Annotated in this window: 17 protein-coding genes; 8 read left to right on the top strand and 9 right to left on the bottom strand. The window is 36.2% G+C overall.

Going from position 1 to position 18,605, the window contains the following annotated elements:
* Positions 1-31: 31 nt before the first annotated feature.
* The gene (gene uvrA, locus ACN1CN_RS03915; protein WP_419134720.1) at positions 32-2,827 is read right to left on the bottom strand and encodes an excinuclease ABC subunit UvrA; all 2,796 of its coding nucleotides are present in this window, start codon (positions 2,825-2,827) and stop codon (positions 32-34) included.
* Between the two features lie 508 nt (positions 2,828-3,335).
* On the opposite strand from uvrA, the gene ACN1CN_RS03910 reads away from it, so the two are divergent.
* The 3 genes from ACN1CN_RS03910 to ACN1CN_RS03900 all read left to right on the top strand — a co-directional run bounded on the left by ACN1CN_RS03910 (position 3,336) and on the right by ACN1CN_RS03900 (position 5,774).
* Positions 3,336-3,920 carry an RNA polymerase sigma factor gene (locus tag ACN1CN_RS03910; RefSeq protein ID WP_264523418.1) on the top strand — a complete coding sequence of 195 codons (585 nt, stop codon included), beginning with the start codon at positions 3,336-3,338 and terminating at the stop codon, positions 3,918-3,920.
* Between the two features lie 51 nt (positions 3,921-3,971).
* Entirely contained in the window at positions 3,972-4,115 is a 144-nt protein-coding gene (locus ACN1CN_RS03905) for a hypothetical protein (RefSeq protein ID WP_264523419.1), read from the top strand.
* Positions 4,116-4,709: 594 nt separating this feature from the next.
* Positions 4,710-5,774, top strand: a complete 1,065-nt coding sequence (locus ACN1CN_RS03900; RefSeq protein ID WP_264523420.1) for a hypothetical protein — start codon at positions 4,710-4,712, stop codon at positions 5,772-5,774.
* 24 nt (positions 5,775-5,798) lie between these two features.
* Here the strand turns inward: ACN1CN_RS03900 and ACN1CN_RS03895 are convergent, their stop codons facing one another.
* A complete protein-coding gene (locus tag ACN1CN_RS03895) occupies positions 5,799-6,449 on the bottom strand; it encodes an endonuclease III domain-containing protein (protein WP_419134719.1) in 651 nt (216 codons plus the stop codon).
* 233 nt (positions 6,450-6,682) lie between these two features.
* On the opposite strand from ACN1CN_RS03895, the gene bcp reads away from it, so the two are divergent.
* A complete protein-coding gene (bcp, locus tag ACN1CN_RS03890; protein ID WP_264523422.1) occupies positions 6,683-7,135 on the top strand; it encodes a thioredoxin-dependent thiol peroxidase in 453 nt (150 codons plus the stop codon).
* Between the two features lie 187 nt (positions 7,136-7,322).
* Here the strand turns inward: bcp and ACN1CN_RS03885 are convergent, their stop codons facing one another.
* Positions 7,323-8,783, bottom strand: coding sequence for a TonB-dependent receptor (locus tag ACN1CN_RS03885; protein WP_291287647.1), 1,461 nt, complete (start codon positions 8,781-8,783; stop codon positions 7,323-7,325).
* Between the two features lie 90 nt (positions 8,784-8,873).
* On the opposite strand from ACN1CN_RS03885, the gene ACN1CN_RS03880 reads away from it, so the two are divergent.
* From ACN1CN_RS03880 to ACN1CN_RS03870, 3 genes are read left to right on the top strand one after another with little or no spacing between them, the layout of a single operon-like run.
* Positions 8,874-9,638, top strand: a complete 765-nt coding sequence (locus ACN1CN_RS03880) for an MBL fold metallo-hydrolase (RefSeq protein WP_291287646.1) — start codon at positions 8,874-8,876, stop codon at positions 9,636-9,638.
* 13 nt (positions 9,639-9,651) lie between these two features.
* Positions 9,652-10,155 carry a hypothetical protein gene (locus ACN1CN_RS03875; protein WP_263360397.1) on the top strand — a complete coding sequence of 168 codons (504 nt, stop codon included), beginning with the start codon at positions 9,652-9,654 and terminating at the stop codon, positions 10,153-10,155.
* Positions 10,156-10,201: 46 nt separating this feature from the next.
* Positions 10,202-10,633: a hypothetical protein gene (locus tag ACN1CN_RS03870; protein WP_419134718.1), complete on the top strand. Its 432-nt coding sequence runs from the start codon at positions 10,202-10,204 to the stop codon at positions 10,631-10,633.
* Between the two features lie 95 nt (positions 10,634-10,728).
* On the opposite strand, the gene ACN1CN_RS03865 is transcribed toward ACN1CN_RS03870, so the two are convergent.
* From ACN1CN_RS03865 to ACN1CN_RS03850, 4 genes are all read right to left on the bottom strand, one after another.
* Positions 10,729-11,373, bottom strand: coding sequence for an alpha/beta hydrolase (locus ACN1CN_RS03865; protein ID WP_419134717.1), 645 nt, complete (start codon positions 11,371-11,373; stop codon positions 10,729-10,731).
* A 194-nt stretch (positions 11,374-11,567) separates the two neighbouring features.
* Positions 11,568-11,894, bottom strand: coding sequence for a membrane protein (locus ACN1CN_RS03860; protein WP_017498824.1), 327 nt, complete (start codon positions 11,892-11,894; stop codon positions 11,568-11,570).
* A gap of 5 nt (positions 11,895-11,899) precedes the next feature.
* Positions 11,900-13,156, bottom strand: a complete 1,257-nt coding sequence (locus ACN1CN_RS03855; protein WP_419134716.1) for a dihydroorotase — start codon at positions 13,154-13,156, stop codon at positions 11,900-11,902.
* A gap of 141 nt (positions 13,157-13,297) precedes the next feature.
* Positions 13,298-15,226, bottom strand: a complete 1,929-nt coding sequence (locus ACN1CN_RS03850) for a BatA domain-containing protein (protein ID WP_419134715.1) — start codon at positions 15,224-15,226, stop codon at positions 13,298-13,300.
* Positions 15,227-15,499: 273 nt separating this feature from the next.
* Here ACN1CN_RS03850 and ACN1CN_RS03845 point away from each other — a divergent pair, with 273 nt between their 5' ends.
* The gene (locus ACN1CN_RS03845; RefSeq protein WP_419134714.1) at positions 15,500-16,612 is read left to right on the top strand and encodes a lactonase family protein; all 1,113 of its coding nucleotides are present in this window, start codon (positions 15,500-15,502) and stop codon (positions 16,610-16,612) included.
* Between the two features lie 159 nt (positions 16,613-16,771).
* On the opposite strand, the gene ACN1CN_RS03840 is transcribed toward ACN1CN_RS03845, so the two are convergent.
* Together ACN1CN_RS03840 and ACN1CN_RS03835 are read right to left on the bottom strand one after the other, a co-directional pair.
* The gene (locus tag ACN1CN_RS03840) at positions 16,772-18,124 is read right to left on the bottom strand and encodes a DEAD/DEAH box helicase (RefSeq protein WP_264523431.1); all 1,353 of its coding nucleotides are present in this window, start codon (positions 18,122-18,124) and stop codon (positions 16,772-16,774) included.
* 109 nt (positions 18,125-18,233) lie between these two features.
* Positions 18,234-18,602 (bottom strand): response regulator transcription factor, encoded by a 369-nt coding sequence (locus ACN1CN_RS03835; RefSeq protein WP_291287640.1) that lies wholly within the window; start codon positions 18,600-18,602, stop codon positions 18,234-18,236.
* Between the last annotated feature and the right edge of the window lie 3 nt (positions 18,603-18,605).

The raw sequence follows: 18,605 nt of genomic DNA, 5'->3' as shown, positions 1-18,605 counted from the left end.
TTGGATTTTTTTTATTGAAATTTCACCAGAGTTATAACTTGTCTTTCAGGTATATCCCGGTAACGGATTCTTTTACTTTTACAATGTCTTCGGGAGTTCCTACGGCTAGTAAATGTCCACCATTTTCACCACCTTCGGGCCCCAGATCGATAATCCAGTCGGCACATTTTATAAGGTCGAGATTGTGTTCGATTACAATAATGGAATGCCCTTTTTCGATTAGGGCATCAAAAGAAGCCATTAATTTTTTGATGTCATGAAAATGCAGACCGGTTGTAGGTTCGTCAAAAACAAATAAAGCCTTGTCTTTTGTAACCCCTTTTACCAAAAAGGAAGCAAGTTTAATACGCTGTGCTTCACCACCCGAAAGCGTAGAAGAGGATTGCCCCAATTGCACATAACCCAAACCTACGTCCTGTAAAGGCTGTAATTTTTGTGTGATTTTGGTTTGTTTGTTTTTGTCAAAAAATGCAATGGCATCATCAATAGTCATGGTTAGAATATCGTTGATGTTTTTCTCGTCGAAATTGATTTCTAGAATTTCTTTTTTGAAACGTTTACCGCCACAAGTTTCGCAGGGTAACGAAACATCGGCCATAAAGACCATCTCGACATTTATAGAGCCTTCTCCTTTACAGGTTTCGCATCGGCCACCGTCTACGTTAAAAGAAAAGTGTTTGGCCTGATACCCTCTTATTTTGGATAGTTTTTCTTTTGCATACAAATCACGAATATCATCGTACGCTTTGATGTACGTTACCGGATTGGATCTGGAACTTCTTCCAATTGGATTTTGATCGACGTATTCGATATGTTTGATTTGCGAAAAAGAACCTTTTAGTTCGCTAAACTGACCCGCTTTTTCAGCAGCACTGTCCAGCTTTTTTTGCATGGCCGGAAAGAGTATCTTTTTAATCAGTGTACTTTTTCCACTTCCTGAAACTCCGGTAACAACCGTTAAAACGTCTAAAGGAAAAGTAACATTGATATTTTTTAAGTTATTCTCTCTTGCTCCGACAATATCAATATGGTTTTTGAATTTTCGTCTTCTTTTTGGAACCGAAATTTCTAAATCGCCGTTCAGGTATTTGGCAGTAAGCGAATCCGATTGCAAGATCTCTTTATACGTGCCCTGGGCGACTAAGTTTCCACCAAAAGTTCCTGCTTCGGGACCAATATCAATAATCATATCGGCAGCTTTCATGATGTCTTCGTCGTGTTCCACTACGATTACCGTATTGCCTAAATCACGTAATGACAGTAAAACTTTAATCAATCTTTCGGAATCTTTAGGGTGCAAACCAATACTGGGTTCATCGAGGATGTACATCGATCCAACAAGGCTGCTCCCTAGCGAAGTGGCCAGATTGATACGTTGTGATTCTCCTCCCGAAAGTGTTGCCGAGTTTCGATTCAAAGTCAGGTAATCCAAGCCCACTTCGGTCAAAAAGGACAAACGATTGTTGATTTCAACCATTAATCGTTTCGCGATCTGCTGTTCGTAAACATTTAAATCAATGTTTTTGAAAAAAGTAACCAAATGTTTAATAGGCAGATCGACTAAATCTGAAACCGTTTTCCCGTTGATTTTTACATAAGAAGCCTCTTCGCGTAAACGTTTTCCACGGCAAACGTGACATTTTGTTTTTCCGCGGTAACGGGACAACATGACACGATTTTGAATTTTATAATTTTTCTCTTCAAGTTCTTTGAAAAAATCATTCAGACCTTGAAAATACTGGTTACCTTTCCATAATACCTCTTTTTGTTCTTCTGAGAGTTCGAAATAGGGTTTGTGAATCGGGAAATCAAATTTGTACGCATGTTTTACCAGTTCGTCTTTGTACCAGCTCATGCTTTCACCTCTCCAGGGATAAATAGCACTTTCGAAAACTGATAAGGAAGTATTTGGGACGACCAAATCGGAATCGATGCCGATAATGTTTCCGTAACCTTCACAAACAGGGCAGGCTCCATACGGATTATTGAAACTGAATAAATGAACGTTGGGCTCTAAAAAGGTAATGCCATCCAATTCAAAATTATTAGAATAGGAGAATCTTTTATCGGAGTTTAATTCCTGTAAATAACAAATGCCTTTTCCTTCAAAAAAAGCGGTCTGTACAGCATCAGCCAGACGGTTGTAGAATTCTTCTTCATCTTTAACCACGATACGGTCAATAATCAGCAGTATATCCTTATTGTCTAATTGATGAAGATCTGCCGGTGAAAAATCGTCCAGACGTACCATTTCATTGTTGACTAAAATACGGGCAAACCCTTGTTGCAGCAGTACTTTTAATTTGTCTTCCAATTGTCTGCCTTCCTCGAGATGAATAGGAGCAAGAAGCAGCCATTTGCTGTCAAGTTCCAAAGCTTTCACATCGGTAATGACATCGGTAACCGTATTTTTTTTCACTTCCTGCCCGGAAACTGGCGAATAGGTACGACCAATTCGGGCAAACAAAAGTTTGATATAATCGTATATTTCAGTAGAAGTTCCAACTGTAGAACGGGCATTGGTTGTATTTACCTTTTGCTCAATCGCAATAGCAGGAGCAATACCTTTAATGTATTCTACTTTCGGTTTGTCCAAACGTCCCAAAAACTGACGTGCATAGGAAGATAAACTTTCTACATAACGGCGCTGTCCTTCGGCATACAAGGTATCAAATGCCAAACTTGATTTACCAGATCCTGAAAGACCAGTAATAACAACAAGTTTATTTCGGGGTATTGCAACATCTACATTTTTTAAATTATGTACCTGCGCTCCTTTAATGATAATATTATGTTTTGGGTCGAGTGTCGAAAGATCAATTTGCATAAAAAAAGTCAATTTCTACAAAAGTAATCAATTTTGATCTGAGTTTTGTTAATCAGATTGTTCCAAATTCTAACAGAATTGAGATTGACAAAAAGAAGGTGAGAGCAAAAGAGCTGGGATTGAAAAAGTGTTAGCTCTACGTGAAAAGAATACAAATGCAACGGGTAAAAAAAATAGAGAAGGAAGTTTTCTTTGTAAAATTAAAACAGCAGCTAGGATAGGAGTTAAGGAGTTGTTTTTTAGCGGTTTGTATCTTATTTTATGTGTTAAAATGGCAACGATTTTGGATCGTTTTTATCAGGGATGAAGCAAAAAAAAAGTGTGTACTGCAAAAATTAACGATTTATTGTTAATTATTCTTCCTTTTGTTTGCTTTTTAAAATATTAATTTGTTAAATTTGGTCAAAATATTAACATAACTACATAACCCAAAAGCCACGCCTATACAAAAAAACTACTTTTTATAAAATTACTCCAAATTTTAAATAGAAACTAAAAAAGTAGTATTATGGCTGATGTGCATATTCCTGACGCTCTATTGGTAAAAAATTATGTCGAGGGCAACGAAAATGCTCTTGCGACATTAATTAAAAGGCACGAGTCTAAGATATATGGATTTATATATTCAAAGATTGCGGATAGAGATATTTCAAATGATATTTTTCAAGACACTTTTATTAAGGTGATCAAAACCTTAAAAAGTAATTCCTATAACGAAGAAGGTAAATTCCTGCCTTGGGTAATGCGTATTTCTCACAATCTGATTGTGGATCACTTTCGTAAAACCAAAAAAATGCCGATGTACCGGGAAACTGAAGAGTTTTCTATATTTTCAGTCATGTCGGATGATTCTTTAACCATCGAAAATAAATTGATTTTTGATCAGGTTGAAGTTGACTTAAAAAGAATAATCGAAGAGCTGCCTGAGGATCAAAAAGAAGTACTGGTGATGCGTATGTATCAGGACATGAGTTTTAAAGAAATTTCTGAACTTACAGATGTCAGTATCAATACGGCATTGGGAAGAATGCGTTATGCTTTGATGAATTTGAGAAAAATAATTGATAAACATCAAATTATTTTAACCAACTAATACTAATTCAGGTATTGCTTCGTTATACTATAATAAAAACGTTTTGACGGTATGGCGAAAATTTACTCTAAAAAGGCATTAGCTTCTAAAGATTTAAAACCTAAAAAAGAAGTCATTTCTTTTTTATTGAATTATTCACAAGCATTAACTGTTGTGAAAATTGAAGATAAAAGTTTTGAAATTATAGCTAATTAAACAGCCCACTCCATTTGTCGGATGTTTATTTCGAAAGAAAAACCAGATGGTCGTTCTGGTTAAAAGCTCACTATTTGCATGAAAATGCGGGTAGTGAGTTTTTTTTGTTTAAGGGTGTGAGCGGATTAGCGTTTTTAAGACCCTGAAATTTTCGTAAGCTTCTTCGTGGTATGGAGTAAGTTGTCTTTGAATTTTTGGAGCACAATTTGTTAAATTTCTATATTTTGTTTGAATTTCATTTATTTATTTTATATTTAGCTTTATTTTAGTTAAAAAGTGAACTTTTGTGTAATGAATTTGCTCTATGTTAACGATTTGTGTATTAAAAACCTTTCAATATATAGAAAAGCTCATTCAGGAATGCCGCTTTAAAATGTCTAACCAAAACCGGATAATTTATGAAGAAAAACTACCCACACTTTGTTTTGTTTGTTGTTCCTCTTAGTATTTTGTAAAAAATAGTAAGAATGGTGAGTTATCGCTTGATGCTCAAAGGGATTCAATAGCAATTTTGCTGTTTCCTTTTGAATGTTTGCCATCGTGTAGCTCATGAGATTACCCTAAAATCTATTAAACAACTAAACCAAACCAAAAATGAAAAAGAATCTTAAGATGTTATCGTTGTTACTAATGGTAAGTATTGGAGCATTTGCTCAAAAAGAAGAATTAAAATCAGCGCAGTCTTATTATGCTAAAGGAAAAAACCAGGAAGCTTTAGCCGTTTTAAAAAAAATAGACTATCTCATGTTAAATGCTCCGGACGAGGTAAAGACCGAATATTTTTTTACCAAAGGAAATATTTATAAGGATCTGGCTGCCAAAAATATAGATGCTGCAAGTAATTTTACCCAGGCATTGGCGGCATATCAGGACGTATTGTTGTATGAGAATGAGTCGCGTAATTATAAGTATGCCTTTAAAGCGAATTTGGCTTTAAAAGAAATGAAATCCAAATTGGTTGACGGCGCATACAATGACTATAAAGCAGAGAAATTCAAAGAAAGTGCTGATAAGAGTTACGAAGTGTATTTGTTTGATAAAAAAGATACTTTGAACCTGTTCAATGCAGCTTCTTCTTCCTTAGCCGGTAAAGATTATACGGCTGCCATTAAATACTTTGAAGAGCTTAAAAAGGTTAATTATTCCGGAAAAGGAATGCTTTTTTATGCCACAAATAAAAAAACAAAACAAGAAGAAGTTTTTGTTTCGATGAGTGCCAGAGAGTCAAGTATCAATGAAGGTTTTTATGAAAAGCCAAGAAATGTAAATCCGCCTTCAAGAAAAGAAGAGATTCTGGTTTCTTTGGCCTATTCGTATTTAGAGAGAAATGATTTTCGCAATGCTGAAAAATACTATGAAGAAGGATTGAAAATCAATCAAAATTGTATGACCTGTTACATTAATCTTGCTTATGTGAAAGTGCAGTTCAGAAAAGAAATTCAGGACCAGATGTCTTCATTAGGGACTAGTGCCAGTGAAATGAAGCAGTATGATAAATTAGAAGCACAGAAAGATGAAGTGGTAAAAAGTGCGATTCCGTATCTTCAAAAAGCATTGGCGATTGAACCCAAAAATGAAGGTGCAGCAAAATCACTTCTGGGTATTTACAGAACGTTGAATATGACAAAAGAATACAATGCGCTAAAAAGCAAACTGTAAAATTATATAGAGGAGCTGCTAAATTTACTTTTTGGCAGCTTCTTCTAATAAAGATTTTTTACCAACAGTTCGGGTAATAATATCTTTTTCGAGGCTCCATCCTCTGGCCGGCGAATATTCGCGTCCGTACCAAATAATCTGGAGGTGTAAATCATTCCATAATTCTCTTGGAAATAATCTTTTCGCATCTTTTTCGGTTTGTGCTACGTTTTTCCCGTTCGAAAGATTCCATCTGTACATCAATCTATGAATATGTGTATCGACCGGAAAAGCAGGAACCCCAAAAGCCTGTGACATCACTACACTTGCTGTTTTATGTCCAACTGCCGGTAATTCTTCCAAAGCCTCAAAACTCTGAGGTACTTCACCGTTGTGCTTGTCAATTAAAATATGTGATAATCCGTGAATTCCTTTAGATTTCATTGGAGATAAACCGCAAGGACGGATGATTTCTTTAATTTCTTCAACCGACATTTTAATCATGTCATACGGATTATCGGCTTTTGCAAAAAGTAAAGGGGTAATCTGGTTCACGCGAACATCGGTACATTGTGCCGAAAGTAAAACTGCAATTAACAAGGTGTACGGGTCTTTATGATCTAAAGGTACAGGTATAGTAGGGTAGAGTTCTTTTAACGTATTTATAACAAATGTAACGCGAGCTTCTTTATTCATTTCCGTAATTTTAATCCCGTAAAAATAGTATTATTTTAATTGTGAATTGTATAATGTACATTGTAAAATGTGAATTGTGAGATGTGAAATGGGAATGGTTCATTCTGGGGAGTGAATTATTTATAAGTTGTAATCTAAATAATCTAACGATCTAAGTAAGTCTAAGAAGTCTAAGCAAGTCTAAGCAAGTCTAAGAAGACTAAGAAAGTCTAACAATCTAAATATCTAAATAAATGGTAACATTACAAAAAGGCGATAAAGCACCAAATTTTTCGGGAACAGATCAGGATGGTAAGACACATAAACTGGCCGATTACGCTGGAAAAAAATTGGTCGTTTTCTTTTATCCAAAGGCAAGCACGCCAGGATGTACCGCTGAAGCTTGTGATTTAAGAGATAATTTTGAGCGTTTTAAAGCGAACAATTATGAGCTTTTAGGGGTAAGTGCCGACAGTCAGAAAGCACAGTTGAAATTCAAGGATAAATATGAGTTTCCTTTTCCGCTATTGGCAGATGAAGACAAATCGGTAATCAATGCATTTGGAGTTTGGGGACCTAAAAAGTTTATGGGAAGAGAGTATGACGGAATCCACAGAACTACTTTTGTTATAGACGAAAACGGAATTATCGAAGAAGTGATTGCTCAGGTGAAAACGAAAGAACACGCTGCGCAGATTTTGAAGTAAGGTTAGTCTTCTGTCTCAGTCTCGGTTTTCAGTCTCAGTCTCAATTCTCAGTCTCAATTCTCAGTCTCAGTATTCAGTCTCAGTATTCAGTCTCAGTTTTTAGTTTACAGTGTAGTAACTGAGACTGCGACTGTAAACTAAAAAAAAAGTCCCCAAAAGAAAACATTCTTGTTGGGGATTTTTTTTGCTATGTATTTTGCTCCAGTTCTTTCTGTGGATGGTATCCAAAAAGATGGTGTTCTTTGATGATTTCGGCAATACCGGTTGGAAGCATGTGTTCCCAGCCTGTTTTTCCCTGATTGATCATTTTTAGAACCTCACGGGAGAAAACTTCTAAATTATGTGGATCATAATCGGCGATATCAATTACTTTTCCGTTGAATTTAAAGAATTTGTACAATTCTTTCATTCTTGGATGTACTTTTAAGTTGTTTGAATTCATTAGAACGCCATTTTCGTCTAACATCGGATACAAGAAGACTTTCATATCTCTGTAGAACAATTTTCCGAAGGCTTCCAGGATTCCACCGCTTAAATGACGGTAGTATTTCTCATCAAAAATATCAACTAAATTGTTTACACCCATTGCTAGTCCCATACGGGCTTTGGTATAATTGGCGAAATATTCTACTACCTTATAATACTCCTGAAAGTTCGAAATCATTACAGTTTGACCCAGAGAGCAAAGCAGTTCGGCTCTGTCCATAAAGTCACGCTCATCAATTTCACCGTCTGAACGTAAGTTCGAAAGCGTGATCTCGAAAATCACCAGTGTATTGTCTTTTTCTACCTTATTTTCTTCAAGGAACATTTTAAGAGACTTCTCGTACATGTCCATGTTTACTTTTGTAACAGGACGGAAACTTCCTCTTAAGGCAAGAAGGTTCTTTTTGTATAAGATCGCTGCCGGCAAAATGTTTTTTCCTTCCGGATTAAACATTACGGCATCTGTCATTCCGTTTTTAACCAGCTGCAAACTCATCAAACGATTGTCAACATCTGCAAAACGTGGTCCTGAGAAGTTAATAGTATCGATTTCAAGTTGGTCTTTGTCTAAGTGATCGTATAAGTAACGAAGTAATCGTTTTGGATCGTTGTATTTGTAAAAAGCACCGTAAATTAGGTTTACCCCTAAAATCCCAAGTGTTTCCTGCTGTAGTCTGGCGTCGGTTTCTTTAAAACGAATGTGTAGAATAATTTCGTTGTAGGCTTCGTCCGGTTCAATTTGGTAGCGGATTCCTACCCAGCCATGGCCTTTAAATTGTTTAGCAAAATCTATGGTAGCAACAGTGTTGGCGTAACTAAAGAAAAGCTTTGTTGGATGTTTTTCTCTGCTTAATCGTTCTTCGATGATTTGTCCTTCAAGCGTAAGCATTTTTTTTAACCGTTCTTCGGTTACATAGCGACCATCACTTTCAACTCCATAAACGGCATCGCTAAAATCTTTGTCATAGGCAGACATTGCTTTTGCAATTGTTCCCGATGAACCTCCGGATCTGAAAAAATGTCTTACTGTTTCCTGCCCGGCACCAATTTCAGCAAATGTTCCGTAAATATTCTCGTTTAAATTAATGCGTAACGCTTTGTCTTTTATAGAAGGGATCTGTTCGATGACCTTGTCACCTTTGAGTTTTATTTCTGTACCCATTTTATTTTAAATAGATTTGTTACAAAGTTAGTAAATTAGGCTTCTAATGAAAGAGAAATAATCCTATTTTTGTAAAAAAATTAAGTTCAATTGAAGGTATATTTTTTAGGTACTGGTACTTCTCAGGGCATTCCGATAATCGGAGTGGATCATCCAGTTTGTAAAAGCACTGATGCTAAGGATAAAAGACTTCGTGTGTCCATTTGGATTACATGGGGCGAGCATTCGTATGTGATTGATTGCGGTCCTGATTTCAGACAGCAAATGCTTTCCTGCGGCTGCCGAAAACTCGATGCGATCTTATTTACACATGAACATGCCGATCATACAGCCGGTCTGGATGATATTCGTCCGTATAATTTCAGACAGGGCGAAATTCCCGTGTATGCACATCAGCGTGTAATCGACAACTTAAAACGTCGTTTTGATTATGTTTTTGAAACGGTAAACAAATATCCGGGAGCACCCAGCGTTAAAACGATCGAAGTAGTCAATAACATTCCTTTTGCGGTTGGTGACAAAACAGCGATTCCAATTAATGTGATGCATGGTGATTTGCAGGTTTTTGGGTATCGCATTGATGATTTTGCTTATTTGACGGATGTGAAAACGATTGATAAAGCGGAAGTTGAAAAGCTGAAGAACTTAAAAGTACTGGTGGTCAATGCGCTGCGCGTAGAGCCGCACGATACGCACTTTAATTTGCAGGAAGCACTTGATTTTATTGAGCTGGTGAAACCTGAAGTCGCTTATTTAACACATATCAGCCACGTTTTGGGCTTTCACGAAGAAGTGCAAAAACAATTGCCGGAAAATGTTTTTCTGGCCTATGACAATTTAGAAATTACAATTTAATTATACTACAAAAATGAAAAAATCCTTAATGCTTTACCTTTTTATCCTGGCGATATTAATGAATGTTTTTACTTATATGTTTTACAGCAGTGAAGTAAAATTTGAAAAGGAAAGATATGAGAAAACTACAAAGAAACTTAGAGATAGTATTAGTCTGGTATCCACAAAACTGGCTGAAGCGGATTATTTCTCTTTAGAACATAATGAAAATGCGCAAAATTACTTTGACAATGGCGCTAGTGGAGGAAAAGTAATTCTGTATGAAAAATTGATCCCGCTTGTAACAGAGAAATTATTGGACTTAAATGCAAATCCAAATGGGAATCCTTATACGGGGCAGGATAAAATTGGCCCAAACAAATTTATTATCAATAAAGTAAAAATTCTAAACCACAGATGGATCATTGCAGATTATAGTAATGGAGAATTATGGGGAGAAGTCTTATTAAAGTACTTTGTTAATGACGATGAAAGTATTACTTTTGAAGTAAACCAAACCTGGTTGTATCAAAAATAGAAATGCATTGTTTTGTTTTATAGAGTTTTAACTAAAAAATTGACGTATGAAAAAGATTTTTTTATTTGCGGTTGTGATGGGGCTTTCGTTCTCTTGTGGAAAGAAAATTGCTGAAGAAAATAAAACTCCTGAAAAGAAAGAGGAAGTAAGACCGGTTGTTGTTGGAGGTGATTCTGACGCTCATGGCTGTAAAGGTTCTGCGGGATATACCTGGTCAATTCTTAAAAATAAATGTATTCGTGTTTTTGAAGAAGGTACAAAATTAGCTCATGCCGAAGACGGAAAAACATACGCGACTGTGGCTTATGTTATTTTTGACGGAAATAAAGCAGAGCTTTTTCTGGATAGTCAGGATGACGTAATCATTTTAGAAAGAAAATCTGAAGGAGAGCCTTGGGTAAAGGGTGATTATCAATTAATTCCCTGGAAAGGTTATGTCCTGAAAAAGAAGGATAAAATTATCTATACAGGCGAATAAATAATAACGTTTAGGCTTTTATAGCTTTTGATGTGAGATGTAAAACTGATAAACAAATCATTTTTACATCTCACATTTTACTTTTTACTAAAAAACTATTCCGCCAGCCAATTCTTAAAGTCAAAGAAATTTTGCGGAGCAACACCATGTCCAACCGGATATTCTTTATACGTTATCGGGATGTTTAAATTTTCTAAAATTGCCGGAGTTTTTCTGGCCCACTCAACTGGTATAACCTGATCGACTGTTCCGTGAGAGGCAAATATTTTTAGATTTGTAAAGTTGTTGTTTTCGTAACCATCTTTGATGATTTCTTCGTTGAAATAACCGCTCATAGCCACTACACGTTGTACTTTTTCTGGATATGAAAGGGCTACGGCATAGCTTAAAATAGATCCCTGACTGAAACCAACCAAAGTTACATTGTTGACATCAATAGGATAATTTGCAGCCAATTCATCAATGAAAGAAGCAATTACATCGCGGGAAGTTTTTGCCTGTTCATTGTCTGAAAATTTATTCTGGTCGGCATCAAAATTAATGGCGTACCAGGCATAAGCGCCATATTGTATGTCGTAAGGAGCTCTGGCCGAGATAATGTAATAATGATCAGGAAGTTCGGTTGCAAACGAAAATAAATCGGCTTCGTTACTGCCATATCCGTGTAACAAAAGTAAAACAGGATTTTTGTCTAAGATAACTTTTGGTGCTTGTATTTTATATTCTAGAGATAGATTCATTTTTTTAGTTTTCAGCCGCAGTCTCAGTTTTTAAGCTGATTACGGACTTATTAGAATTTTTATTGTCTATATTCCAAATTAATACCCTGATGAAACAGATTTGCTAAAGCGAAAACGCAGCTTTTAACGGATTACTTTTTAGAATTTGGAATTTGGAATTTGGAATTTGAGTTTTGGAATTTGAAATTTAAAAATTACCCTATTTTTTGAAACCATTTTTGGAAAAGTTCTCCCACTAACGGAATTGGCTTTGTTTGCCCTTGAATAGCGGTAAAAATACCGTAAGTCCATAAAATAGAAATACAGATCCACATTGGAAAAGTAATAAAGAAGCTGTCAAAATTGCTGATGATGGCTCCGAATGAAATAAAGGTCAGGGAAAGCCCTAATGCTTGGCGGATGTGAAAAGAAGCAAAACTGTTTTTGTCTTCAGAGTTCATCGACATGGCAATTAATACCCCAATAATCAAAATATAACTGGTGATTGCGATTGGTTTTCCCTTTTCAATTGAATTGTTCATTGTAATTATTTAGAGGTAACAAGTTTATTTTGATTTAATATTCCGTACACAGTTCCTTTGATTTCTGCTCCTAAAAAAGCCGAGTTTTTAGATTTAGAAAGAATATTTTCTTTGGTAAAAGTTGATTTTCCTTCCGGATTAAAGAAAGTGAAGTTGGCTTTTGAACCTTCGGCAATAGTATTATTCTGAATTCCGAAAACAGATTTTCCTAAAATTAACTTTTCAATCACGGTTTCTAAAGGTAAAACGGTTAATAAAGCACCAAAAGCGCTTTCAAGACCAATTGTTCCGTTTTTAGCCGTATCAAATTCCATTTTCTTGAATTCGATATCGATTGGGTTGTGATCAGAAGTAATCATATCAATTGTCCCGTCTAAAACTGCATTTAAAAGAGCAGTTCTGTCCGTTTCGTTTCTAAGGGGAGGTGTGACTTTAAAACGGGTATCAAATTCCTCCAGTTTTTCATCGGTCAGCACAAGATGATGCACTGCAACACTGCAGCTTACTTGTAAACCGTTTGCTTTTGCTTCTTTAATTAGTGCTACCGTTTTTGCTGTAGAAACGGTCGGAATGTGTAATTTTCCGCCGGTGTATTCCAGTAAAAATAAATTTCTTGCCACCTGAAGTTCTTCTGCTAAAGCTGGAATTCCTTTAAGACCGAGTCTTGTTGAAACGATTCCTTCATTGGCAACTCCGTTTCCTTTTAGGTTAGGATCTTGCGCATAAGTGATTACCAAACCATCGAAATCCTGTACGTACTGCAAAGCAATTTTTAAAAGATTGGCATTGTCGATACTTTTGTTGTAATCTCCAAAAGCTACAGCTCCTGCTTTCTTCATATCAAATAATTCTGCCATGTCTTTTCCTTCGCTGGCTTTGGTTAAAGCTCCAATTGGGAAAAGTTCTGTTGCAAAACCGGCTGCTTTGTTTTTTACAAAATTTACCTGCGATTGGTTGTCAATAACAGGGTAGGAGTTGGGTTGCAGGGCAACGGCTGTAAAACCGCTTTTTGCAGCGACCTTTAATCCGTTAGCGATCGTTTCTCTGTCTTCATAACCTGGTTCTCCGAAGGAAACACTGCTGTCAAACCAACCTTGAGAAAGATGTAAATTATCAAATTTAACTTCGGTTGTGTCCTCGATATCAAGAATTGAAGTTCCTATTTTCTCAATTAAACCATCTGCAATTAAAAGATCAACAGTCTGATTGTGAAACGGACTTTTTGAATCGATAATTTTGGCGCTTCTGATGATTATTTTCATATGTAGAGTAATTTATTTTTTATTTACAAATTCTTTCTTGCCATTTCGACGAAGGAGAAATCGCATCCAATTATTCCGTGCAGTGCGTTCTCTGCTTATATGTCATTTCGACGAAGGAGAAATCACATACAAGCTGAGAAATTACTTTACAAATTTTATAATTGCCATTTCCAATGCTAAAAATAACAGTGCAAAGATAACAAACCATTTCCAAATTTGACTGTCTGTACGCTCAGTTTGTAAGGTGTTAAAAATGGTGGAAAGGGTATCGGCAGTTTTAAAATCTGAAACGACATTTGTGTTTACCTGACTCAAATCGCTTTCGCTTCTTTTGTAATTGAAACTCAGGTTTTCAACCCATTCTTTTCTGTCAAAAACACTATAGTTTCCGGCTGTTTCCGGGAAGTCGTTAAAAGTTAGTTTGACTTTGTTGTTCAGTACCTGCTGGATTGGAATAAAAGAATCATCGTTTCCTTTTACTTCCAGAATAGCATCTTTGGTCAATAAAATATCTACAAAATACGGTTGGTTACTGCCTATAATCAAAGCATTTACCCCGGTTTTCTGATTGTTTTGTCCCATTTTATAAAACAAAGGAACAATTAAGGGTGATTGCTGAAAGTTTGAATTTGTGGCATTAATAGGGGCTGAAAAAACCGTAATTCCGGAAACCGGATTCTGAATGGCTGTTACAAACACACTTTGATCTTCGTATGATAAAACGGCCGGATAAGGGCTTGAAATTCCGAAAGAACTGTTTGTTTTCGGATATTGAAAATTCGTGATTTTATTCTCGAAAACACCAGAGAATAACGGATGATCAAAATTGATTTTGGTGATTAACTTCACCTTGCTCTCAAGAGTCGTAAATTGAATTTTTCCGAAATTAGCTAAAAAGGAATTCAAATTTGAAATCGACGTTTTCTCAGACGGGATCACGACTAAATTACCTCCTTTACCCACAAAGGCCTTTAAAGTGGTTTGCAGTGCCTGAGGAACTTCGGCTAATTCATTTAAAATAATCGTATTTTGTTTGTCCAGGCTGTTGTAATCCAGACTGCTTATCGAATAATTGTGGTAGTTGAATTCGGCTGCCGTATAAATTCGGGACAAGAAATTGCTTTTTTCAGGTTCACCAATGCTGATGATATTCGTTTTCTTTGTTTTTAGAATACTAAAATAGAGTTTGTTGTCGTAGGTCAATCCGTTGTCTTCAATAACGACATAACCATGAAAAGCTTCTTTCGGAATGGTAAAGTTGATTTTCTTTTTCTTTGCATCAAAATTGATGATGGTTTTGGCAATTAGCTTGGTTTGATTGTATAACGCCATCGAAACAGGCTTGAAATCTTCACCATAAGCAGATAAACTAACGCCTATTTCGTAGAAGTTCTCTAAGGTTTGATTGATAAAAACACTGTCTATGGCGATGTTGTTTTTTTGCTCAGCTTCCGGGATAATAAAATAGGGTTTCTCTTCTGTATCGATATTTTTTACATCTTTTTCGGCTAAACCAACAGCATCAGTGATAACCACAATGTCTTTTTTATGCGCTGATTTATGCGCTTTGATCTTGGCCATTATCGATGGAAGTTCAAATGGAGTAGCGCTGTACTTTAGGTTTTGTAAAGCACTTTTAGATGATTTGATATCAGTATTCCAGTAGTTCTCGGTATTGGTCAGTAATGAAAAAGTGGTGTTTTCGGGCGTGTTTTCCAGCAGTTCCTGCACGGCACGTTTTAGTAATTCCCCTTTTTTGCCTTTGGCCTGCATGCTAAACGAGTTGTCGAGAATGATGTACATTTCGTTAGCGGCATTTTTGCTGTCTTTGGCTTGAAAAAAAGGCTGGGCAAAAGCGAGAATGATGCAGGTCAACAATAGCAGACGGGTAGCCAGCAACAATCGCTTTTTGATTTTAGAACTCTTTCGGGTCTGAATAACAAGTTCTTTCAGGAAACGAACATTGGTGAAAAAAGAGGTTTTAAAACGTCGTAATTGAAATAAATGAACCAAGATTGGAACAATTAACAAAAACAGAAAGTATAGAATTTCGGGATGTTTAAAATGCATTCTGGCTTCGATTTACTTCACTACGTTTTATTTTTCGCGAAGACACTGGTCAAAAATACAAATTTTTACTCAAAACAGCTGAGTTATGAGAGAGATTATAAGCAAAGGTTACAGAGGGGGAAAATTAATGTATTTATAGGGTTTGAGGGTTTTAGAAAAGCAAGCCGTATGGTTTGAAAAATGTAACTTTTGTAATCCGTTTTGTAACAAAAAAATGGGATCAGAAAAGATATTATTCCCTATTTTAGCGTATTCAACAAACAACTCAAAATTATGAAGAGATTATCTATATTGCTTTTTTCTGCTTTTTTCTGCGCAGGTTTGCAGGCTCAGAACAAATTCAATTTGCTGGTAGGGACTTATACGAATACCTGTCAGAGTAACGGAATCTATGTTTATGAATTTGATGCCGATTCGGGTGCTTTTAAATTGAAAAATTCTTCTGAAAGCGTTGTGAGTCCAAGTTATTTGTCGGTCTCGGCAGATAATAAGTTTGTTTATGCGGTAAACGAAAACGGACCTCAAAGTTCGGTGAGTGCTTTTGGTTACGATGCAGTAAGCGGAAAGCTTAGCTTTCTGAATAAAAATGATGCCTTGGGTGCTGATCCTTGTCATTTGATTAACGATGATAAAAATGTGCTTGTCGCGAATTATTCGGGAGGTAATATCGCTGTTTTCAAAAAGAATACGGATGGAAGTATTTCCGAAGTACAGCAGCTGGTTCAGCATGAAGGAAAAGGCACCAATGTGGCACGTCAGGAGAAAGCACACGTGCATATGCTTGCTTTTTCACCGGATAAGAAGTTTGTTTTAGCTAATGATTTAGGTCTCGATAAGGTTTTTATTTATAAGTACAATCCGACTTCTAAAAATGAGATCTTAACGTTAAAGGGAACTGTAGATGTAAAACCGGGAAGCGGACCACGACATTTAACGTTTAGCAAAGATGGTAAATTTGTATATCTGGTTCAGGAATTAGACGGTACGCTGACTACTTTTAGTCTGGATAAAAACGGAAACCTGAAAGCAGTTGCCGAAACGAGTATTTTGCCAAAAGGATTTAAAGGCGGAACAGGAGCTGCAGCCATTAAAATTTCACCTGACGGAGCATTTTTATATGTTACAGACCGCGTAGATGCCAATTCGATTGCCGTTTATAAAATCCAAAAAGAAGGTGGAATTGAACTGGTAGAGCAAATCAGTACTTTAGGGAAAGGCCCAAGAGATTTTGCAATTGATCCTACCGGGAATTATCTGTTAGTAGGCCACCAGTATACCAATGATATTATTATTTTTAAAAGAGACAAAACAACAGGAAAATTAACCGATACCGGAAAAAGAATCGGATTGTGTTCTCCGGTGGGGTTGGTTTTTACCAGAGTATAGGTACTAAGTTGCTAAGGCTCTGAGGGACTGAGGTTCTGAGTTTGAACAATAAAAAAAGCTCAAAATATTGAATTAAGTTATTCCTAATTCAATATTTTGAGCTTTTTGTTTAGTCCTTAGTCCCTCAGAATCTTAGCCCCTTAGTACCTTAAAAAAAAACTATTTATCCTTATCCTTTCTCTTCTTGTCTCTCGTTTTTAGCATGTTACGATTGACAGATCCGTGGGTTTTCTTTTTTGTTTTAGAAGGGCCTCCAAGGTTGACTTTTTTATTCTTTTTGGCTTTTTCGTGAAAGGCACCATCACCATCAAGTTTTTGTTTTTTCATTAAAAACTTAATCGGTTGTCTGTCTTTTTCAGGTTCAATTAGTTTGGTTGAAATTTCAACTTCTTCAGGGAAATCTGCAATTTCAAGTTCCTGATTCATTAATACTTCAACTTCAACTTTAAATTCTTCTTCACGTGGTGTGATGAAACTAATAGCGGTTCCTGTAGCATCGGCACGACCTGTACGACCAATTCTGTGCATGTACAGTTCAGGAAATTCAGGAAGTTCGAAGTTAATAACGTGAGAGATGTTCGAAATATCTAAACCTCTCGCCATAATGTCTGTAGTGATTAATCCGCGGAGATTTCCTTCCTGGAATTCTGCCATTGTACTCAAACGGTAATTTTGAGATTTGTTGGAGTGAATTACCCCAAACTGTCCTTCAAAATCCTCTTCGATTCGGGTATGAAGCATATCCGAAATCTTTTTATTGTTTACGAAAACCAAAACACGTTCCATGCTTTCGTTGGTTTCAAGTAAATGTTTTAGAAGATTTACTTTCGTATTGAAATTCGGAACATTATAAGTAATCTGTGTGATTTTTTCCAAAGGAGTTCCCGAAGCAGCAAGTGTTACTTCTTCCGGAAAGTCAAAAAAGTCATTTAGTACAGCATCAACTTCATCTGTCATAGTTGCTGAAAACAATATGTTCTGACGTTTGGTTTTCATCATGGCTAAAAGAGCCGTCAATTGTGTACGGAAACCTAAATTCAGCATTTCGTCAAACTCATCAATGACTAATTTTTGGGTTTCATCAAAACGTACTACAGCATCCAAGGCTAAATCCATGGTTCTACCCGGCGTTCCTACCAGGATATCAACACCCTCGTATACGGCCTTTTTTTGCGTATTAATGTTTACCCCACCAAAAATACCAAGTGTTTTAACCGACATGTATTTGGTTAATTTCTCTACTTCCTCTACAACCTGAACTACTAATTCACGCGTTGGAACCAGAATTACAATTTTAGGTGTATTGGTATTGGTAAATTTGTATAATTTTAAAAGTGGTAGTAAGTAAGCAAACGTTTTACCGGTACCGGTTTGCGCAATTCCCATCATGTCCCGGCCAGACATAATCACGGCAAAAGATTTTTCCTGAATAGGGGTAGGCGTAACAAAGCCTAATTCGTCGATTGCTTTTTGTACTGATTTTGGGAGATTGAATTTTTCGAAAGTGCTCATTTGCATTAAATTTTGTGCAAATATAGCTATAAATAGCTGAAAATTGATGTTTCTTAGAAATTACGATGGTTTAGGGTATTCGTATTTCTCAAAAAAGCAGTTTGAAATACTATAAAAATCGTTTTATTCGCAACAAAAGCTCATTTGGATTAAAGGGTTTTGCAATAAAATCGTCTACACCAAGTTCAAAAGCTTCTTCAACGGTGTTTTCCTCTTCTCCAAGTGAAGAAAGTGCGATAACACGAATGTTGCTGTAATTTTGTTTGATTTCATTAATAATTTCCAGACCGGATTTAAGCGGAATTGTAATCGTGGTAATGACCAAATCGGGCATAATAACCGGCAGGCGCTCCATGGCGCTGATACCATCTTTTGCAATACTAACTTTATATCCTTCTTTTTTAAGAATGAATTTTAGAATTTCAACAGTCATGTCATCATTGTCGATGATCATAATTTTTTTATCAGCAGTATCCATTTT

The organism is Flavobacterium sp. T12S277, assembly GCF_048514875.1.
In the GTDB taxonomy this organism is placed as follows: domain Bacteria; phylum Bacteroidota; class Bacteroidia; order Flavobacteriales; family Flavobacteriaceae; genus Flavobacterium.
This window is presented reverse-complemented; position numbering and strand designations above follow the sequence as displayed.